This is a genomic window from Algoriphagus sp. 10J20-15 (assembly GCF_055809615.1).
On the sequence record NZ_JBVVUG010000046.1, the window covers coordinates 128,121 to 148,733 of the forward strand.

The window sequence follows — 20,613 nt, forward strand, 5'->3', positions numbered from 1 at the left end:
ATGTTTACCGGAAAGAATATAAAAATACTTTACGTGGATGATGATCCAGATGATATTTTGCTGGCATCTACTCTCCTAAAGAGAATTACTGACACAGCCTATGAATTAGAAGGAGCTACCAGTCTTGAGGAGGCCAGTTTAAAACTCAATCAAAATTTCGACCTATACTTAGTTGACTACAGATTAGGAAAGGACACTGGGTTAGAGCTTATCCGCGAAATACATTCAATAAGAAAACATGCTCCAGTAATCATGCTTACGGGTATGAGTACTGGTAATATCGACAAAGAAGCACTTAATCTAGGTGTGTCAGATTACCTAGTGAAAGGTGAATTTGATGCGCAGACGCTAGACAGAACGCTGAAGTATGCTATTCGAGATTCTCATTTGATGGAGTCTTTATCAAGCGCGGCTGTCAAGTTTAGGTCAATATTTGAGCTCGCTACCGATCCATTTCTATTAATGGATTATGAAGGTGAAATATTAGAAGTTAATCCTGCATTTCAGAAAAAATTTGGATTTAAAGTAGATACCCAAAACTCGGGTGAAACTTATTACTTCAAAGATTTATTACCTGAAGAATCTTCTCGCCAAGAGTTAGAGCAGTTATTTTTAAATGGTGAGGAGCTATACGATATGGAAGCTTTGCTGACCATTGAGCATGGCCATTCGATCAATAGCTTGATCAGTATAGTAAAGCAAGATGTAAATATATACCAAGTACTTATTAAAGACTTAAGTGCAATCAAAGCGAAAGAGGAAGAGGAACTAAACCTTAAGAAATTCTCCTCTACCGGTAGAATTGCAAGGTTACTAGCCCATGAGGTGAAAAATCCTTTGACCACCATTCTCCTTTCTGCTGATCAGCTACATATGGAACTCCCTGAGTCCGTTTTGTTAGAAAGTGGAGATTTGATAGACGTTATACGCAGGAATTGCGACAGAATAAATCACCTGGTAACTCAATTGTTGGACAGCACAAGATTCACAGAACTGGACGCCAAAAACCATTCAATAAACACACTGTTAGATGAAGCGCTGGAGCATGTGAACGACCGGATTGATTTTAAAGGAATTACCATCCAAAAACTATATCAAACGGATATCTGCGACATTAGTGTAGATGGCGATAAAATTAAAATTGCATTAATTAACCTTATTGTAAATGCCATAGAAGCCATTCCGGAAAAAGGAGGAAAGCTTATATTAAAAACTTCAATTAAAGAAAATCAATGCCGAATCGAGATCAAGGATAATGGTGAAGGTATTCCGAAAGAAAACCTAGAACGACTTTTCGAACCCTTCTTTACCAGCAAAGCTACTGGTTCGGGCCTTGGACTAACTAATACCCAAAACATCATTTTAAGTCACGGTGGATCCATTCGTGTCAAAAGTGAAGTTGGAAAAGGCACTTCTTTCTTAATCACTTTCAACCTTCCTAGTTAATTTTTCATAGCATCATCGATTTAAAACAACTCGCCTTTAAAACCTGCAAAACGAATGACTTTTAATGAGAGAATTCCAAGGGAAATTAGCAGCTTTTGAGTTTAATCATTGGCAATACCACGTGCCTATTCCTAGTGAATTCTCAAGTCAACTAATGGAAGCACATAATCGCCGTGTTTTGGTATGGATTAAAAGTGAAGGGCCATTTCATATGGCGTTGATGAAAGCTAAGGACTATTGGTATGTGTTGGTTAATCAAGATTTGCGTAAGCGTTTCAATCTAAATGAAAATTCAACTTTTCAGCTAAAAATAGATAGCGATACCAGCGAATACGGTCATGAAATGCCAGAGGAACTTCAAGTCCTCATGGATCAGGATGAAGAAGGTGCTTCGTTTTTCAAAAGTCTGACTCCAGGCAAGCAACGAATGATGGTGTATACGGTGACTAAGGTAAAAAGTCCCGAAAGTCGAATGAGGAAAGCACTTGCAATTATCCATCATCTCAAACTTGTCCAAGGTAAGCTAGACTACAAACAACTGAATGAGATGATAAAGTATTACAATAAGTTGTAATAATACGCGCTGCCTTTGCTTACTTTTTGTATTTTGAATTTCACTCAATTTTTACCCCAATAATGAAGAAACTGCCAGAAATAAATTGTGATTTAGGAGAAGGCATACCAAACGAAGAACAGATCTTTCAATACATAGATACAGCCAGCATCGCTTGTGGGGGGCACTTTGGGGATGAAAACTCGATCAATGAAAGCTTGGAATTAGCTTTGAGATTCAAGAAGAAAGTAGGTGCTCATCCCTCCTATCCGGATCAAAAGAATTTTGGGAGAAAAACTATGAAGCTTCCCGATAAAGATCTTAAAAAGTCAATATTGGTTCAAATACTGAAATTTGAGCAATTGGCTGAGAAATCTGGAATTGCTATGGATCACATCAAATTTCATGGTGCGCTATACAATGAAGCTGCAGCAAACGCCGAAATGGCGGATAGCCTCACTGACTTTATCGCGACTCATTTCCACAATACACCCATATTTGCTCCTCCATATTCTGAATTGGAAAAGTTTATACAGCAAAAAAAATTGCATCAACGAGTAGAGGTTTTTGGGGACAGAAGGTACTTGGACAATTACCAATTGGTTCCAAGGTCTGTATTTGGATCTCATTTGATTTCAGAAAGTGAGATCTCCCCGCCACTAAAATCGTTATTTGAAAACGGCTATCTACTATCTGATTCCGGTAAAAAACTTCCCTTCCATCCAGATACAATTTGCTTCCATGGAGATAATCCAGGTATTCAGGACTTTTTGCCAAGAATCCGAAAAAAATTCTGGAAATGAATCCAAAGCTCAAACAAATCTCTCCTTTGTTGTTTGAATTTGAATGGGAATCCAATGTGTCCGACCTATTACTCCAACAGCAACTAAGCTTCAAATCGGCGTTCGAAAAAGAATTTAGCGCTAACCTATGTGAGCTACGAATGGGATTCAAAACCTTATCAGCTCTATTTTCAATACCGCTTGTATATATTGAAATCAAAAATTGGCTTAACTCTTTTTCAATAGAAGAATCAACTATCCCCCTTCCACAGAAGATTTGGCAAATTCCTGTTTGCTATGCTGACCAAACTGGTCGAAGGACCTGGAAGCTTTAGCAAAGGCAAAACAGGTAACAGAAGCAGAATTAATAGCTCTTCATTCGAAACCACTTTATCGGCTTCATTTCTATGGGTTTTTACCCGGGTTCATGTACTTAAACGGACTTCCAAAAATCCTTCATACAGCAAGAAAAGTGGTCCCTGACAGAGAAGTACCTGTAGGTTCTATAGCAATCGGTGGAGCGCAAACAGGAATCTACCCGTCGTCCAGTCCCGGTGGATGGCATTTGATCGGGCAAACTCCAATAACTATGTTTGATGCAGATCAAGCGAGGCCAGTTTTCGCTTCTGTAGGAGAAAGAATTGAATTCACACCCATTACAATCCTGGAATTCGATCGGTTAAAAAGACATCCAATGAAACCGAAATTCAGATGAAACCGGAAAGGGATATCGGCTATATGAAAATTTTAAAAACTGCCCCGGGAACCTCAGTTCAGGATTTAGGTAGAGTGGGATTTTCTCAATTTGGTATTCCCAATTCAGGGGCACTGGATTTACGTTCATTTGTTTGGGTTAATCATCTTCTTCAAAATAAAGATTCTGATGCGGCACTTGAAATCTGTCAGCCAGGTTTAAAGGTGCAATTTGATTCGCCTACTATGATTTATCTTGCTGGTGCCAGAGCATCTGCAAAGCTAAATGGAAAAGTTCTTTCTAATCCTGGCTTACTGCCAATTCAAGCAAATGATCTATTGGAAATAGGCGCTATGGAAATTGGAGCTGTGCTCTATTTAGGAATAAAATATGGCTTTCAAACCGAGAAAGTAATGCAATCCAGAAGTTTCTATTGTGGAATAACCCAGTCTGATTTCGCAAAGAAAGAGCTGAGAATTCCATACTTCACCTATAAAGAGGTGCCGGCCTCTACTTCTTCCAAAGTCAAATGGAATACAAATTGGATACAGGAAAAAATCATAGATGCTTATCCAGGCCCAGAATGGGAATTATTAAGTAAACAGTCAAAGGAAATACTAGATTCCTATGAATTCACAGTCTCAGATTTAAAAAACAGAATGGCAATTCAATTGAATGAATTGCTTCCAAATTCCCTTCCCGAAATGGCTACCGCACCGGTTTTTCCAGGAACAGTTCAGCTTACCTCGGGAGGCAAATTACTGGTGTTAATGAAAGACGCTCAAGTCACCGGTGGTTATCCTAGAATTTTACAGCTCGAAGAACAGGCTATTTCGATTCTCGCTCAAAAAAAACCAAAGGAAAAAATAAAGTTTTCCCTAAAAACATTCTCCTAAAAAAAACGGCTTTCCCTCTTGAGGAAAGTCATTTTCCCTACTATCTTACACTTTTACATTGACAATAGACCAGATGGATAATAGCTTAAAAGAACAAATTATTGGACAGGGAATGAACCCTGATACTGTAGCACAACAAATTCAACATTTCGAAAACGGCTTTCCCTTTTTAAAAATCACCGCCCCTGCCACGCCAGGAGACGGCATCAAGGTATTGACTGATAAAGAGTTGAGCCATCATCTTGCGACTTATCCTGAGAAGGCTGCTCAGATAGAGGTATTGAAATTTGTACCTGCGAGTGGAGCTGCCTCACGGATGTTCAAGGATCTTTTCGCTTTTCTGGAAGGAGATGGAGATATCAGCAAATCTGCGTTTGTACAGAAATTCATGAATAACATAGAGAAGTTCGCCTTCTACGAGGATCTGGATGAAGTCTTGGAAAGTCAGGGAAGTAGCATATATCATGCGCTAGACACCAAAGATTATAAAAGCATTTTGGCAGCGCTACTTTTGGATGAAGGCTTAGGCTATGGAAACTTGCCGAAAGGCTTATTGAAATTCCATCGTTATAAAGATGGACGAAGAACTCCTGCTTATGAGCATCTGATCGAAGGAGTTCAATATGCAATTGGAAAAGGATCGATAGTAAAAATACATTTCACAGTTTCTCCGGAGCATGCTCCAAAATTCAAAGCTGAAATAGAGAAAATTCTACCTGGAATTGAGAAAGAATTCGGAGTAAATTTCGAAATCAGCTACTCTCAGCAGAAGAAATCGACTGATACCATTGCCGTAAATACGGATAACAGTCCATTTACTGAAGAAGATGGCAGTATACTTTTCAGACCCGCTGGTCATGGAGCTTTACTGGAAAACCTAAATGAGGTTTCTGCAGATCTCATCTTTATCAAAAACGTGGATAATGTAGTTCCTGATCGCTTAAAAGACGAAACTAAAACCTACAAAATGGCAATAGGTGGAATGCTGCTGGAAGCTCAGGAAAAAGTCTTTGAGGCCCTACATGCGCTGGATAAGGAAGAAAATGAGGAATCAGTGTCAAAAGCAGAAGACGTATTGACACAAGCTTTGGGAGTGAAAGTACCAGAAGATTTTTCACACCTCTCCATTGAAGCAAAAGTAGCCTTTCTAAAAGTCAAACTCAACCGTCCAATTCGTATATGTGGAATGGTGAAAAATACTGGAGAGCCTGGCGGAGGTCCTTTTTGGGTCAGAAGAAGAAGATGGGTTCCAATCACTTCAAATCTTAGAAACTGCCCAGATCGACCTGAATGATCCAGCTTCAAAAGAACATTTCAACTCCGCTACCCACTTCAACCCAGTTGATTTGGTATGCGCTACCAGAAATTACAAAGGTGAGTCTTTTGACTTGCTACAATACAGAGATATGATGACTGGATTTATCACGGAGAAATCCAAAAGTGGCAAAGATCTTAAAGCGCTGGAACTACCTGGACTTTGGAATGGTGCAATGTCAGGCTGGAATACCATCTTCGTGGAAGTTCCGCTGATTACTTTCAATCCTGTGAAGACAGTGAATGATCTTCTAAGAGACGAACATCAATAAAAGTTAAAAAGCTGAAGTCTAAAATCTGAAATTTTCAGATTTTAGACTTCAGCTTTCAGCTTTCTGAATTTACTCTTCTTTTTTCCCTTCGTACAAATCGTATTTTAGCAAGCGGCAGTCAATAGTGCCATTCCAAAACTCAATTCTACGACTTGCTTTCAACCCTATTTTTTTGGCTAATTCAAGATTCCCCGTAAAAATATAGCCTCTGTATCCTGCACATTTCTGCTTGAGGAAATCCCCCATTCTTTTGTAAGTCAGTTGCAGCTCATCGTTCTCCCCTAGCCTTTCGCCATATTCTGGGTTGAACATGATCACTCCACGTGGACGTTCAGGTATTTCGGTTTCTGCAAAATCACAAACCTGAAATTCTATCATGTGATCCACTCCTGCTGTGATCGCATTTTCCTGGGCAAAAGAAATCGCTTGAAGAGAAATATCAGAGGCAATGATCTTGAGATCAGGAAGCTCCATGATTTTACTTTCGAGCTTCTTTTTCTTTGCTAAAAAAGCCTGTTCATCATATCCCAAAATATGCTGGAAAGAATAATGGTCTCTGTAAAGCCCTGGATAGCGTTTAGTCGCCATCAGCGCCGCTTCGATTGCCAAAGTCCCAGAACCACACATAGGATTGATAAAAGGAACTCGGGTATTCCACTCAGTAGCGTATATCGTCGCTGCCGCCAAAGCCTCCATCATCGGTGCTTTTCCAGGAATTTTGCGATAGCCATGCTTGGCTAAAGTATCTCCAGAAGTATTGATGTAAACCGAACACTGGGTTTCCTTCCAGTAAACCTGAAAAACCAAGCCATTAAAATCTGAACCAGAATCTGGTCTACGTCCCTTTATTTCACGGAAGCGATCAACAATAGCATCTTTCGCTTTTACATTTACGATCAGTGGAGTCGTGATGCTTTCATTTTCTGCAACAGAATTTACTGAAAAGTATCCATCTACATCCAGGTAGTCTTCCCAAGGAATCGCTTTGAATCTACGGTAGATATCATCCGCATTTCTCAGGTAAAAAGATTTGATTTCATATAGCACCTGGGAGGCAGTTCTTAGGTACAGATTGAGATCCATGCATTCTTCCATGGTCGCCTTTAGTTCTATGCCTGTCCTAGTGACAGCTTCAGGCACGAATCCTAATTCACGAACTTCCTTTTCCAAATAAGAAACTGAGCGATCCTTACAGGTGACAAAAACTTTTCCTTTGAGATTAAAATCAAGCATGCGCAAAAGTAACAAATCGAGCACAACTAAAAGTGATGCGAAGTAATGATTATTCTATGTGAGATTCCATCAGACCTAGTAAAATCAAATAATATCCTGATGAAATGCCTATGAGAAGGCTTCATAAACCTCAGGATGATTGCTTAAGGCATTCCATCTGACCATTATTATTCAAAAAATAAGCAGATAAAAGACCAACAAATTCATTCCATAATACTTTCAGCATTGATAGTCAATGATTTTGGAAGGCATACTCGCAAACGATTGCGTAACTTAACAAGATTGCGTTTGCTGCAATCGCACTAAATCTTGAATTTTATATTGAACAATAATATCACAACATTATGAAATATACCCGAAATCTATTCGCGGTTTTACTTACCTCAATCACTCTGGCTAGCTGTGCTAGCGAACAAAAAGTGGACGATGGTTGGACTGAATTATTTAATGGTAAAGACCTAAGCGGTTGGAAAACAGTTGCGGGTACTGCCACATTTGAAGTAGTAGATGGAACTATAGTAGGCTCTGCGGTTGCCGATTCTCCTAACACATTTCTGATTACTGAGGAGACTTACGGAGATTATATTCTGGAACTTGATCTCAAAATCGAGCACCTTTCCAGCAATTCCGGGGTGATGACTCGTGGCCAATTTGACCCAGCGGCGAGAGATGGAAAAGGCCTAGTTTATGGCTACCAAATCGAAGCTGATCCTTCGGAAAGAGCATGGTCAGGTGGATTATATGACGAAGCGAGAAGAGGATGGCTTTACCCTCTTGATCTGAATCCTGAAGCAAAAACTGCTTTTAAAATGGGTGAATTCAACCATTATAGAATCGAAGCTATAGGTGATGAAATCAAAACCTGGGTGAATGGTCAACCAGTGGCTTACGTAGTAGATGATATGGACAAAACCGGCTTTATAGGTTTGCAAGTGCATAGTATTCGTAATCCAGAAGATGCTGGTAGAAAAACCACATTTAAAAATGTAAAAATTCAAACAGAAAACCTTGAGTCAAAAGCTTTTGACAAGGATATTTTCGTAGTGAACAATAGCCTGAATTCTCTAACTGAATACGAAAAAAACAATGGATGGAAGCTGCTTTTCAACGGTCAAAATTCTGATGGCTGGAGAGGTGCATATAAAGAAACTTTTCCTGAGCATGGCTGGTCTGTAAATGATGGCATCTTGTCAATCGCTGCATCAGATGGAGGAGAATCTACCAATGCCGGTGATATTGTAACTACAGAAAAATTTTCAGCTTTTGATTTAGCCTTTGAATTTAGACTAACCGAAGGAGCTAATTCTGGTGTGAAATATTTCGTAACCCTTTCCGAGGGAAATAAAGGCTCTGCCATAGGACTTGAATACCAGGTTTTGGATGATGAAAAGCACCCAGATGCAAAAATGGGTAGAGATGGCAATCGTACTTTAGCTTCCCTTTATGACTTAATCAAAGCGGATAAACAACCACGATTTGTTAAGCCAATCGGAGAATGGAATAAAGGCCGGGTGGTTGTGACTCCAGACAATAAGGTGGCTCATTACTTAAATGGTGTGAAAGTAGTAGAGTATGTAAGAGGATCGCAAGAATACCGAGACTTAGTGGCAATCAGTAAATATGCGAAGTGGGAAAACTTTGGCGAAGCAACAGAAGGACATATTCTTCTTCAAGATCATGGAAATGACGTAAGCTTCAAAAACATTAAAATCAAGAGCTTGAAATAAACCCAAAATCAATTATGAAGAACAACAGAAGAGACTTTATCAAAAAATCTGCTGCTGCCACTGTGGGATTCTCTGCCTTGGGTACAGCCGCTTTTTCCGCTAAGTCATACGCAAATATCATAGGAGCAAATGATCGTTTAAATGTTGCCATTGCTGGTTTAGGAAGACGCCTTGGAGCTTATTATGAACCTATTGGTTTGAAATCCAGCAATGTAAATCTGATGTATCTCTGTGATGCCAATGGAATCGCAGATGCCAAAGGCTGCAAAGAATTTCTCGAAGCATATAGATTACGCTCCTAAACTCGAACAAAATGTCATGAAAGTAATGGATGACAAGGAGGTGGACTGTATGATCATCGCGACACCCGATCACTGGCATGCACCAGGGACATGGCTTGCTTTGGAGCGTGGCAAAAATGTTTATGTGGAAAAACCGTGTTCTCATAATCCACACGAAGGTGAATTGCTGATAGCTCTGCAGAAGAAGTATAACAAAGTAGTGCAAATGGGAAATCAGCAGCGCTCTGCTCCTGAAAGCCGGGAAATCATTAAAGCCATTCATGACGGAGCGATAGGCAAAGCATTCATGGCAAAAGCTTTTTATAGCAACAATAGAGGAGCCGTCCCAAATCCTGTCGCAGCGCCTGCACCAGCAGGTTTAGACTGGGAAATGTTCCAAGGTCCAGCACCAAGAAGAGCCTATACGCATGACACATGGGACTACAATTGGCACTGGTATGGCTGGGAATATGGAACGGCTGAAACAGGAAATAATGCAACTCACGAACTTGATGTAGCGCGCTGGGCGCTTCAGGTAGATTATCCAAGTGAAGTTTTGGTTACAGCTGACAAGCGTCACTTTGCTGAAGATGGCTGGGTGATGTATGATACGATGGACGCTACGTTTAAATTCGGAGATGGATCGGTAATCCAATGGGATGGTAAAAGCAGAAATAGCTATAAAACCTACGGATCAGACAGAGGAACAATCATTTACGGCACTGAAGGTTCAGTTTATGTTGACCGAGGAGGCTACAAGCAATTCGACAGATCAGGGAAAGAAGTGAAAAGAAATCTATCTGGAGGCAATGAAGCTGGTACGGCACTTGGAGGCGGTGGAGACATGAGTACGATTCACATTGTGAATTTCTTCAATGCGGTTCGTGGATTAGAAAAGCAAAACTCCAACATTGAAGAAGGAGCAGTCAGTACCCTTCTTTGCCATTTGGCCAATATTAGCTATAGAACTGGAGAGAATCTCATTTGTGACCCAAGCAATGGGCATATCAAAAACTCGAAGAAAGCATCAGCGCTTTGGACTAGATCGTATGAAAAAGGTTGGGAACCCCCGAAGGTTTGATATGTTTGTTAAATTATTTATATAAGTTTATTATTATTAATAAATAATTTTTCAAATGACACTATATAGGTATGAAAGAAGGTCATCTTAGCTGGCCTTTTTTTAATTAATATCAGATAAAAATCTGCATAGTGATTTATTAGGATTTCTAGGTTAACAACTTGGTATTGATTTTAGACCGAAAAGTTAATTTTCATAAGGTAATGCGCTTTGAAACCTGAATTAAAAAGTTAGATATAGGCAATCATTGCGCATCTAAAAAGGGTTATTTTACCCGATTAACGTAGATATAGACCAATCAAAGAAACATTAAACCATTAACATAGCGCAATCGATTGCGTAAAATAAAGCCGGGGTTTATTAAAAGAAATTATCTTTAAAATCATACCTTAACTACAGATTGTATATTCTGAGTCTCAACCAAATAGGTTGTATTCTTAAGTATAGAATCAGAAACCTAATTTTCTTTTAACAAAACCTAAAATTATGAAGCCAAAAATTTACACTTATTTAAGTGTACTACTTTTTGTGCTGCTATCCATAACACATGGATATGCGCAAAACGCACAAGTTAGTGGTACAGTTTACGATGAAACAGGTCAGCCCCTACCGGGTGCTACCATCCTTGTAAAAGGTACAACCACCGGAACCACATCAGACTTAGATGGAAAGTATTCCATCTCAGCTCCATCAAATGGCACTCTTATTATCTCTTTTATTGGTTACAACCCTACAGAAATAGTAATAGGCAACCAGTCTGTAATTGATGTGAATCTGACTCCTGACCTATCAGATCTGGAGGAAGTGGTGGTTGTTGGTTACGGAACGGCTAAAAAGAGTCAGTTAACTGGAGCTATCTCCTCAGTGGGCTCAAAAGAAATAGGTGAACTTCCTATTACTGATGCTAGACAAGCACTACAAGGACGTGCAGCAGGTGTCGATGTGACACAGCCAGGATCCAAGCCAGGATCAGCTCCTCAAGTTAGAATTAGAGGTAGAAGATCATTCAACGCTTCGAATGAGCCACTTTATGTAGTAGATGGAATTCCGCTTGCCGGAGGAATTGACGACATCAACCCTCAGGATATTACTTCGATGGAAGTCTTGAAGGATGCCTCTGCTACTGCTATCTATGGATCTAGAGGATCAAACGGTGTAGTGTTGATTACTACAAAGAGAGGTTCTGTAGGTAAAACCGTAGTATCCTTAGATGCTTACTATGGAATTAACAAGGAGCTAGGAAGAATTGATGTATTCAACGGTCCTGAATTTGCTGAATACAAAAGAGAATCTCGTAGAGCGGGTGAAGGCTACCCTGAAGGTCCTGCTACTCCTGAAGCAGATGCTTCAATATTTGAGCCAGTAGAACTTGATGGCATTGCTCAAGGAAGAACTACAGATTACCCTGCTGGGTTATTAAGAAACGGTTCTATTCAAAGCTACCAATTAGGAATTAGTGGTGGTAGTGATAAAACCACTTTCTTCGTTTCAGGTAACTACTTCAAAGATGAAGGTGTAATCATCAATCAAGATTATACCCGCTATACCTTTAGAGCAAATATTGATCACAAGATCACGAAAAACATCAAATTCGGAACTTCTACACTTGTCACTTATAGTGAGCGAAATGGAGAAAACTTCAATCCTTTGGGAGGTGCTCTTGCAGAGAATCCTCTTGGGAAACCTTATGATGATGAAGGAAACTTAATTTTCCTTCCTACTCAAGATGGATTAAGAACAAACCCATTTGCAGAAATTGTACCAGGTGCACAGTCGGATTTGACTAAAAATTATAGAATCTTCAACAGTATTTTTGCTCAGTATGACATCCTTCCTGGCCTTAGCTATAGAATGGTATTTGGCCCAGACATTACGATAAGCAGAAATGGCCGATTCACAGGTTCACAGACTAATTCTAGACGTGGTGGAGCTGCTACAGGTAGCGTAGATGATAGATTTACTTTCAATTATACATTTGAAAATATCTTGACCTACACTAAAACCTTCAATGATGTTCACAACTTAAACATCACAGGTCTACAATCAATTCAGCGAGATAAATTTGAACAAAGCACTATCTCCGTTTTAGGTATACCAGCAGAGTCTCAGCTATACCATAGATTGGGGGATGCATCACAAATTACCGGTGCTAATACAAACCTTGTAGAATGGTCTCTTATGTCGTTCATGGGTAGAGTCAACTATGACTTCAAAAACAAATACCTAGTAACCGCAACATTGAGAGCTGATGGTAGCTCTAGATTTGGAGCAAATAATAGATTTGCTTACTTCCCTTCAGTTGCCCTTGGTTGGAATATTCATTCTGAATCATTCATGCAAAACTCTAGCACTATAGATCAATTGAAGCTTAGAGCTTCCTATGGTTCTATCGGTAACCAAGCGATTAACCCATACCAAACGCAAGCCTTGCTTGGCAGAACGAGCTATGCTTATGACAACACTGCTGCCTTTGGTTATAGACCAAATACGATTGGTAACCCTGATTTGAGATGGGAGACTTCTACTACTCTCAACTTAGGATTGGATTTTGCACTTTGGAAAAGTAGAGTATTTGGATCCATAGAATATTACGTTACGAATACCAGTGATCTACTAGCACCACAGCCACTTCCTAATTCTATCGGATTCGGTGGTTTCACAACCAACATTGGTGAAACTCAAAACCGTGGTGTTGAATTGACTATTTCTACTCTAAATGTAGAAAAAGGAGACTTTACCTGGTCTTCTGACATCATTTTCACCAAAAACACGGAAGAAATTATTTCCTTACCAAATGGTGATGACATCTCGGCAGGTAGATTTATTGGTCAGCCATTGACGATATTCTATGACTTGAAAAAGATAGGCATCTGGCAAACCTCCGAAATCGATGAGGCTAAGTCATACGGAAGTGTTCCAGGTGAAATCAAAATTGAAGACTTCAACAATGACGGAGTAATCAATTCACTTGATAGACAATTCTTAGGTTCTGCAGTAGCCGATTTTGCAATGGGTTTCACAAACAGATTTAGCTTTAAAGGATTTGATTTGTCATTCTTCCTTTATGGAAGATTCGGCTCTATGCTTAGATCTCAATTCCATACTCAAAACAATTCACTTGCTGGTAGATATAACAATTTGGATGTTGATTACTGGACTCCTAACAATCCAACCAATGCCTATCCAAGACCAAATGTGAACCAGGAAAAGCGCGAAATATGCAAGTTCAATGGAATATTTTGACGGTACATTCATCAAAGTAAGAAACATCAACTTCGGTTATAATTTCTCACCAGAAGCCGCTAAGAAGATCGGGATGACAAGCTTGAGAATTTATACAAGTATTCAGCAGCCATTTATATTTGCTAACTACCGCTCTGAGCACAAAGGAATCGATCCAGAAGTATTTATCGATGGCGAGCAAGGTGTAGGTGGAGGTATTGTTAATTCTAACGTATCCCCAGCGGTCACTTCTTATACATTTGGTATCAATGCTAAATTCTAATCAATCATGAAAAAACTAGCAAAAAATATAAAATACTGGGCAAAATCCTCAGCCCTTATCGTTGGACTTTCATTCGCAGCATCCTGCGATGGGTTTCTAGAAGAAGATGTTGTTTCTCCTATTGGTAACGATTATTTGAACACCCCAAAAGGGATGAATGATGGCATCAACGCTGCCTATAGTACTGTAAGAGCATGGTATGGTACCGAAAGAGGTAATAACTTTACAATATTTGGCACGGATATCTTTACAAATGGTGCGGATGGGTCATGGAAATTCATGAATACATACACGAATCAATTTGACTCACAGAATGGTCATGCTCGTGAATTGTGGGATGAATTCTATAGAGGCATAAATACCTGTAATGCAGTAATAGATCGATCTGCCAACCTTACTGGTATCTCTCAAGCTCTTATTGACCAACGAGTTGCTGAAGCCAAATTTATTAGAGCCCATCATTACTTTATTTTGGTTCAGCTTTTCGGAGCATTGGATTTACAACTTGAAGAGACAGCAGTTCCTACAAAAGTAGTCACAAGAGCACCTGTGTCGGCAGTCTATGCAGCTATAATTAAAGATCTGGAAGAAGCGATTCCTAATCTAGAAGCTAAAGAAAGATCTTCAGATTATGGCAGAGCTACTCGTCCTGCTGCAGAACATCTGTTGGGTAGAGTTTATCTTACCAAAGCAACATCTGAAGCTGGAGAATCTTCTGATTATTCTAAAGCAGAGACCAACTTACAGAACGTGATCAGTAATTATGGATTTGAATTACTTCCGAATTTTGGAGACGTTCATGCTTTTGGAAACGAAATCAACAATGAAGTAATCTGGTCTACTCAATATACTAGAGATCCTTTGACTAATGGCGGAGGAAATAACTCACATGTATTCTTCTTGATGGAATACGACGTGCAGCCAGGTATGATAAGAGATATAGAAAATGGACGACCATTCAAACGTTATAAGTCTACTGATTATACGTTAAACACCATCTTTGCGGACCGTGTAAATGATTCTAGATATAAAAACACTTACCAGGATGTCTTCCTATCAAACAACCCTGGTACGTTCAATACTACATTCGACAAATCCAAAGCATCCGTTACATTTGCCCAAGGAGATACCGCTATCTGGTTACCTGGTTACAATATGTCGGAAGCTGAGCGTGCAAAGTATTCATACCAAGTCCTAACACCAGAGTTTTACACAGAGAGATTGTTCCCTGCTATGAAGAAGCAAAAAGATCCGGGACGCGTTGATCGTACTCAATTTGAAGGAGGACGAGATTACATTGCCATGCGTCTTGCTGATACTTACCTACTTCTTGCAGAAGCGCAATTCAGACAAGGAAAACTTGGCTTGGCTACTGAAAACATTAATGTAGTAAGAAGAAGAGCAGCATTTCCTGGTAAAGAAGCTGAAATGGAAATTTCCCAATCTGAATTGACGTTTGAATTCATTACTGAAGAGCGTGCAAGAGAGCTAATCGGTGAGCAGACTAGATGGTTGGATCTGAAAAGATGGGGAATATTAGTAGAGCGAGTAAAGATGTATAATCCGCAGGGAGCTCCAAATATTCAAGCATTTCATACCTTGAGACCTATTCCTCAAAATCAAATTGACCGGGCTGAAGGTACCTCCACTGCATTCCCTCAAAACCCAGGTTATTAAGTAATTTCTAAATAAACAGAATATAATATGTAAAGAGCTACCATGGAATCCATGGTAGCTCTTTTTTATTTTGTCATAAATAACTTAATTTAAATCAATAGAATAAATACACCTTCTAATATTTAGCAATTAAACATAGTTTAACTAAGCTTATTATAACTTTATTTTCAATTTATAAATCAGTAGGTTCTACATATTATTTTTTTTGGAATATATTCTTCAATACGGGGGCTTGAACTGATGAATCTCATCAAGAAAAAGACAGTAAATTCAAACATTTGAATCTACAGGATGCTATTACTAATAGTTTAAATAACATCTATAACTAATACAATTCATATTACAAGTCTCCAAAACGCTGCCAAATCCACCGAAATCGATTGCGCTAAATTTCTTGCAGAGTAGTAGGGCTTTTGCTCCATATTATTATACTTTAGAAAGTTAATGTTTCTTAAATGTAATATTAACACTTTAGTCAAATTATATTATAACAATTAACCCACTACTTATGCGGTACAAAATTTACAAAAGCCTCTGGTTGATTGTATTTTCTCTGTGTATTAGCGTCACCATGGCGCATGCTCAGGAGGTACAAATCACTGGAACTGTTTTAGACGAAACAGACATGCCTTTACCTGGCGTAACAGTCTTACTTAAAGGAACTACAACTGGCACCACTACAGATCTAGATGGAAAATATTCCATAAGCGCTACCCGAGATGGTGTGTTGGTTTTCTCTTTTATAGGATATGATCCTATCGAAAGAGAGATCGGAAATCAGTCAGTCATTGACTTGATCATGAACCCAAACACTTCTGATCTTGAAGAAGTAGTAGTGATCGGATATGGTACAGCAAAAAAGCGGGATGTCACCGGCGCTGTATCCTCTGTGAACCCTAATAAATTAGAAAATGAAAACCCGAATTCGGTCCAGGATATCCTAAGAGGTAATGCCGCTGGATTGAATGTAGGAATTAGTACTTCAGCAAAAGGAGGCGGATCACTTCAAGTGAGAGGTCAAACTTCCCTAAATGCTGGAAACTCTCCTCTACTAGTTTTGGATGGAGCTATCTATTATGGGGAGCTTGCCGATATTAACCCTAATGATATCGACAACCTTGAAGTACTTAAAGATGCCAGTGCCGCAGCCGTTTTCGGTGCTAAAGCTGCCAATGGTGTAATACTTATTACAACTAAAAAAGGAACCATTGGAAAACCAACTATCAAGTTCAATGCGAATTCTGGCCTTGCAACTATGGCTACTTTCCCTGATGTGTATGGCCCTGATGAATTTATTAGCTGGAGAGAAGACGTATTCAAAAGTATTAATGCTGGTGGCTATGATCCATACGAATTCTCTGATCCTAGAACCTTACCTAGTGACATTTCACTAGAGCAATGGATGGCCTATGACGGATCCTCAGGAGACCCAGTGACTGTTTGGCTACAAAGACTTAACATGCAGCCAGTTGAAATAGAGAATTACAAGAATGGTAATTCTGTAGATTGGAGAGATAAGATATTCCAGACCGGATTCAGACAAGATTATACTGTAAGTCTATCCGGCAGAAATGAGAATTTCAACTATTATTGGTCAGTCGGTTATCTTAATAATGAAGGCATCATCATTGGTGATCAATATGAAACCATCCGTACTAGAATCAATCTGGAAGGCAAAGTAAACAAATGGCTTTCTGTCGGAATGAATGTGCAGTTTGCAACCCAGGATGAAAGTAACGTACCAGTGAGCTGGGGGCTTTACAGGACTCTATCTCCATGGGCATCGGAATTTAACGAAGACGGAACATATAGATGGAGACCAAATGACGAGCAAAGTGGTGGAACACACCCTTTCTATGACAGAACCTATATTGATAGAACCGATAGAGATGTAAACATCAACTCAACTGTATTTGCAGCCATCAAGTTGCCATTCGGTTTCAATTTCAGAACTAACTTTACTCCTAGATTCGAGTATTATGAATACTTCAATCACCAATCTGCTGACCATGAAGTTTGGGGTGCAGTCAGGAGGAATTGCCTCTAGAAGACAACGAAAAGAATACTACTGGCAAATTGACAATATCTTGACTTGGCAGAAAACTTTTGCTGAGAAGCATGATTTCAATGGTACTTTCCTGATCAATGCTGAGAAATTCCAGTCTTGGGATAACACCATGACAAACAACGGATTTGAGCCTCACGATAGACTTGGATATCATAATATTGGTGGTGGTATTAACCCAATTATCTCTAGTAATGACGAATATAGTACAGGTGATGCCCTTATGGGTCGTTTGATTTATTCTTACGATGGCAAATATACTACTACGCTATCTGTTAGAAGAGATGGTTATTCAGCATTTGGACAGAGTAACCCAAGAGCTCTTTTCTATTCTGCAGCTTTAGGATGGGTTTTCTCTGATGAGAACTTCATCAATATAGATTGGTTGGATTTCGGAAAAATGCGTTTTTCTTGGGGTAGCAATGGTAATAGAGATATCGGTAGATATGTGGCCCTTTCTGATTTGAATACTGGTAAGTACTTCTATCAAAGACCAAGTGGAGAGCTATACTTAGTAAACCAGCTATACGTGAATAGAATGCAAAACAGCAACCTACAGTGGGAAAGAACTGAATCTTTCAACTTAGGTATTGATTTTTCTGTACTCAAAACTAGGCTTACCGGTACCTTGGAGATGTACAAAATGTCTACTCGAGATTTGCTAGTAGAAAGAAGTTTGCCTGATTTCCTTGGATTCAACTTTGTTTGGGATAACCTAGGTCAAGTTGATAACCAAGGTTTCGAGCTCACTTTGAATTCTACCAATTATGAGAGAAACAACTTTAGCTGGAGAACTACTGCTAATTTTCAGTTAAACAGAAATGAGATTGTAAGTCTATATGGTGATTTGGATGAAAATGGAAAAGAATTGGATGATCCAAGTAACGGGTGGTTCATAGGTCATGCAATTGATCAGATTTGGAATTACAAGACTGACGGTATTTGGCAATCAAATGAAGCAGATGCTGCTGACAGACTACGGGGTAAAGCCAGGCGACTATAAAGTGGTAGATGTAGATGGTGATGGTAAATTCACCAATGCAGACAGACAATTCCAGGGATATACTGAGCCACGTTTCCGTTGGAGCTTAAGAAATGAGTTTAATCTGTTCAAAAACCTTGACATCTCTTTTATGATGTATTCCTATTGGGGTCATGAAGGTTCTTTCAACCAAATGAAAAATAGAGATGGTTTCTTAGATAGAACAAGTTCTTATGTGACCCCTTATTGGACTGAAGAGAATCCAAATAACGAATGGGCTAGACTAAACTCCAGTGAAGGTAGTGCTGGTGGATATAGTATCTATCGCAAGAAATCATTTATCCGTCTGGAAAACATCTCCATGGGATACAACTTCCCTAAGCATTTGACTGAGAAGGCAAAAATGACTAACGTACGTGTTTACGGAAACATAAGAAATGTAGGTTTCTTTGCTCCTGAGTGGGATTTCTGGGATCCGGAGAATTCTGGACCAATCCCAAGATATTTCACACTTGGAATTGACGTCACATTGTAAGCCTAAAATAACATTGAAATGAATATTAGAAGTAAAACAAACTCGATAAAAATCCTTTTGACAGGATTGATAATTGCAGTCACTTCTGGATGTAATGAAGATTGGCTAGAGCCTCAACCTCTGTCTTTCTACTCACCAGAAAACACCTATAATGAAGCTAGTGGTTTATGGGCTGCCTTAGTTGCCTGTGAAAGAAACATGCGACATGAATACACTGGAGATGGCTCTCCTATCCTAACAGAACACATATTCTCTGAAGTAGCTGTAGAAGGTACAACAGATAAATCTGGGCCAGCTCAGGATATGAATCTACTGATTACACCTGATGCCAACCTAAACTCAGTTAACACAAACAGAATAGGATGGTACTGGTACGAAGGCTACAAAGGTGTAAAGTATGCAAATACGGTGGTATCTAGAATCGATGAGCCTCAGGATTACGAGAACGAAGCAGAAAGAAACCATCTTCTTGCTACCGCTTATTTCCATAGATCGCTACGATACTATAGGCTAACTCAGCAATTCGGTGATATCCCATTAATTCTTGATGAAATCACGGCACCTAAGCTTGATTTTTACTCAACTGATCGTAAAGTGATTTTGAGAAAAATGAAGGAAGATTTAGAATGGGGAGAAGAATGGATCCCAGAGGTAATGGATCGTGGTAGAGTACCGAAAGGAGCTCTTCAACATTTGTTAATCAAAGTCAATCTAGCTCTTGGTGAATTTCAGGATGCTTTAAATGTTGCTAACAGATTGATTGATAATGGCCCCTACAAACTAATGACTGAAAGATTTGGTGTAGATGCGAATGACCCGACTAAAAATGTCGTGTGGGATCTTCATAGACCTGAAAACAAATCTCCAGTTTCAAACACAGAATCAATTCTACTGGTAATGGATAGAATAGATACTGACGGTAGCTCAGGAGGTATTATTACTATGAGAAATGCGGTTCCTTTCTGGGGATCAAACATTAATACTCCAGCAGGTAACAAAGGAACTTCAGATGTAGCAAATCGGCCTATTCCTCAAGTAGAGCAAATCGGTAGAGGTATCGGAAGATTGAGAGGAACTTGGTATCACCAAAGTATGATTTGGGATGATGAAAATGATCTAAGACATGCTCCAGGTAACTGGATGAATATGACAGATCTAGTATACAACAATCCCGGAATTGAAGGTTCCGACCCTTACTATGGTGAAAATCTTGAATTTAGAAATGAAGATGGAGTAGTACTGGTTGTGGATACGATCAGAAGCTGGTTCTCTTGGCCACATTATAAATTGTTTGTTCCAGATCCAAAAAGAACCCAGCCTCAAGGTGGGGAAACCGATTGGTATATATTCCGACTTGCTGAATCTTATCTACTTAGAGCTGAAGCAAAGTATTGGTTGGGTGATCTAGACGGTGCTGCTGCAGATATTAATAAGGTGAGAGAAAGAGCTGGTGCTGCTCCTTACACTGGAGCGGATATTACTATCGGTACTATTTTGGACGAAAGAGCAAGAGAACTTTATTATGAGGAGCCTAGAAAAACTGAATTAACTGAGAATTGCTAGAATTTTT

The 20,613-nt window shown here is 39.3% G+C and carries 15 protein-coding genes and 2 pseudogenes; 16 read left to right on the forward strand and 1 reads right to left on the reverse strand.

Translation table 11 applies throughout. The features are described 5' to 3' along the window. The 7 genes and pseudogenes from AC0L6R_RS21670 (at position 1) to AC0L6R_RS21700 (ending at position 5,957) form a co-directional block, all read left to right on the forward strand. Complete coding sequence (locus AC0L6R_RS21670) at positions 1-1,446, forward strand: two-component system sensor histidine kinase NtrB (RefSeq protein WP_473273100.1); 1,446 nt, start codon at positions 1-3, stop codon at positions 1,444-1,446. Between the two features lie 64 nt (positions 1,447-1,510). Then, positions 1,511-2,020 (forward strand): YdeI/OmpD-associated family protein, encoded by a 510-nt coding sequence (locus AC0L6R_RS21675; protein ID WP_473273101.1) that lies wholly within the window; start codon positions 1,511-1,513, stop codon positions 2,018-2,020. Positions 2,021-2,082: 62 nt separating this feature from the next. After that, on the forward strand, positions 2,083-2,802 hold the full coding sequence (locus AC0L6R_RS21680) for a LamB/YcsF family protein (RefSeq protein ID WP_283411218.1): 720 nt from the start codon (positions 2,083-2,085) through the stop codon (positions 2,800-2,802). Further along, complete coding sequence (locus AC0L6R_RS21685; RefSeq protein WP_473273102.1) at positions 2,799-3,116, forward strand: carboxyltransferase domain-containing protein; 318 nt, start codon at positions 2,799-2,801, stop codon at positions 3,114-3,116. Before AC0L6R_RS21680 ends, AC0L6R_RS21685 begins: the two co-directional genes overlap by 4 nt. Continuing rightward, entirely contained in the window at positions 3,104-3,496 is a 393-nt protein-coding gene (locus tag AC0L6R_RS21690) for a 5-oxoprolinase subunit B family protein (protein ID WP_473273164.1), read from the forward strand. Before AC0L6R_RS21685 ends, AC0L6R_RS21690 begins: the two co-directional genes overlap by 13 nt. Beyond that, the gene (locus AC0L6R_RS21695) at positions 3,493-4,371 is read left to right on the forward strand and encodes a 5-oxoprolinase subunit C family protein (protein ID WP_473273103.1); all 879 of its coding nucleotides are present in this window, start codon (positions 3,493-3,495) and stop codon (positions 4,369-4,371) included. The genes AC0L6R_RS21690 and AC0L6R_RS21695 overlap by 4 nt, the downstream gene beginning before the upstream one ends. A gap of 73 nt (positions 4,372-4,444) precedes the next feature. After that, positions 4,445-5,957 (forward strand): annotated as a pseudogene (locus AC0L6R_RS21700) (DUF4301 family protein). A gap of 69 nt (positions 5,958-6,026) precedes the next feature. On the opposite strand, the gene AC0L6R_RS21705 reads toward AC0L6R_RS21700, so the two are convergent. Further along, positions 6,027-7,190, reverse strand: coding sequence for a THUMP domain-containing class I SAM-dependent RNA methyltransferase (locus AC0L6R_RS21705; RefSeq protein ID WP_473273104.1), 1,164 nt, complete (start codon positions 7,188-7,190; stop codon positions 6,027-6,029). Between the two features lie 344 nt (positions 7,191-7,534). On the opposite strand from AC0L6R_RS21705, the gene AC0L6R_RS21710 reads away from it, so the two are divergent. The 9 genes and pseudogenes from AC0L6R_RS21710 to AC0L6R_RS21750 all read left to right on the forward strand — a co-directional run bounded on the left by AC0L6R_RS21710 (position 7,535) and on the right by AC0L6R_RS21750 (position 20,606). Further along, positions 7,535-8,917, forward strand: coding sequence for a 3-keto-disaccharide hydrolase (locus AC0L6R_RS21710; protein ID WP_473273105.1), 1,383 nt, complete (start codon positions 7,535-7,537; stop codon positions 8,915-8,917). Positions 8,918-8,931: 14 nt separating this feature from the next. Then, a pseudogene (locus tag AC0L6R_RS21715) lies at positions 8,932-10,279 on the forward strand (Gfo/Idh/MocA family protein). A 486-nt stretch (positions 10,280-10,765) separates the two neighbouring features. After that, entirely contained in the window at positions 10,766-13,522 is a 2,757-nt protein-coding gene (locus AC0L6R_RS21720) for a SusC/RagA family TonB-linked outer membrane protein (protein ID WP_473273106.1), read from the forward strand. Beyond that, positions 13,509-13,784: a hypothetical protein gene (locus tag AC0L6R_RS21725; RefSeq protein WP_473273107.1), complete on the forward strand. Its 276-nt coding sequence runs from the start codon at positions 13,509-13,511 to the stop codon at positions 13,782-13,784. Before AC0L6R_RS21720 ends, AC0L6R_RS21725 begins: the two co-directional genes overlap by 14 nt. Before the next feature lie 6 nt (positions 13,785-13,790). Continuing rightward, the gene (locus AC0L6R_RS21730; RefSeq protein WP_283411226.1) at positions 13,791-15,461 is read left to right on the forward strand and encodes a RagB/SusD family nutrient uptake outer membrane protein; all 1,671 of its coding nucleotides are present in this window, start codon (positions 13,791-13,793) and stop codon (positions 15,459-15,461) included. A 508-nt stretch (positions 15,462-15,969) separates the two neighbouring features. Beyond that, positions 15,970-17,508, forward strand: coding sequence for a SusC/RagA family TonB-linked outer membrane protein (locus AC0L6R_RS21735; protein ID WP_473273108.1), 1,539 nt, complete (start codon positions 15,970-15,972; stop codon positions 17,506-17,508). After that, entirely contained in the window at positions 17,441-18,529 is a 1,089-nt protein-coding gene (locus AC0L6R_RS21740) for a TonB-dependent receptor domain-containing protein (protein ID WP_473273110.1), read from the forward strand. The genes AC0L6R_RS21735 and AC0L6R_RS21740 overlap by 68 nt, the downstream gene beginning before the upstream one ends. Continuing rightward, the gene (locus AC0L6R_RS21745; RefSeq protein WP_473273111.1) at positions 18,489-19,043 is read left to right on the forward strand and encodes a hypothetical protein; all 555 of its coding nucleotides are present in this window, start codon (positions 18,489-18,491) and stop codon (positions 19,041-19,043) included. The genes AC0L6R_RS21740 and AC0L6R_RS21745 overlap by 41 nt, the downstream gene beginning before the upstream one ends. 18 nt (positions 19,044-19,061) lie before the next feature. Beyond that, on the forward strand, positions 19,062-20,606 hold the full coding sequence (locus tag AC0L6R_RS21750; RefSeq protein WP_473273112.1) for a RagB/SusD family nutrient uptake outer membrane protein: 1,545 nt from the start codon (positions 19,062-19,064) through the stop codon (positions 20,604-20,606). Positions 20,607-20,613 lie beyond the last annotated feature (7 nt).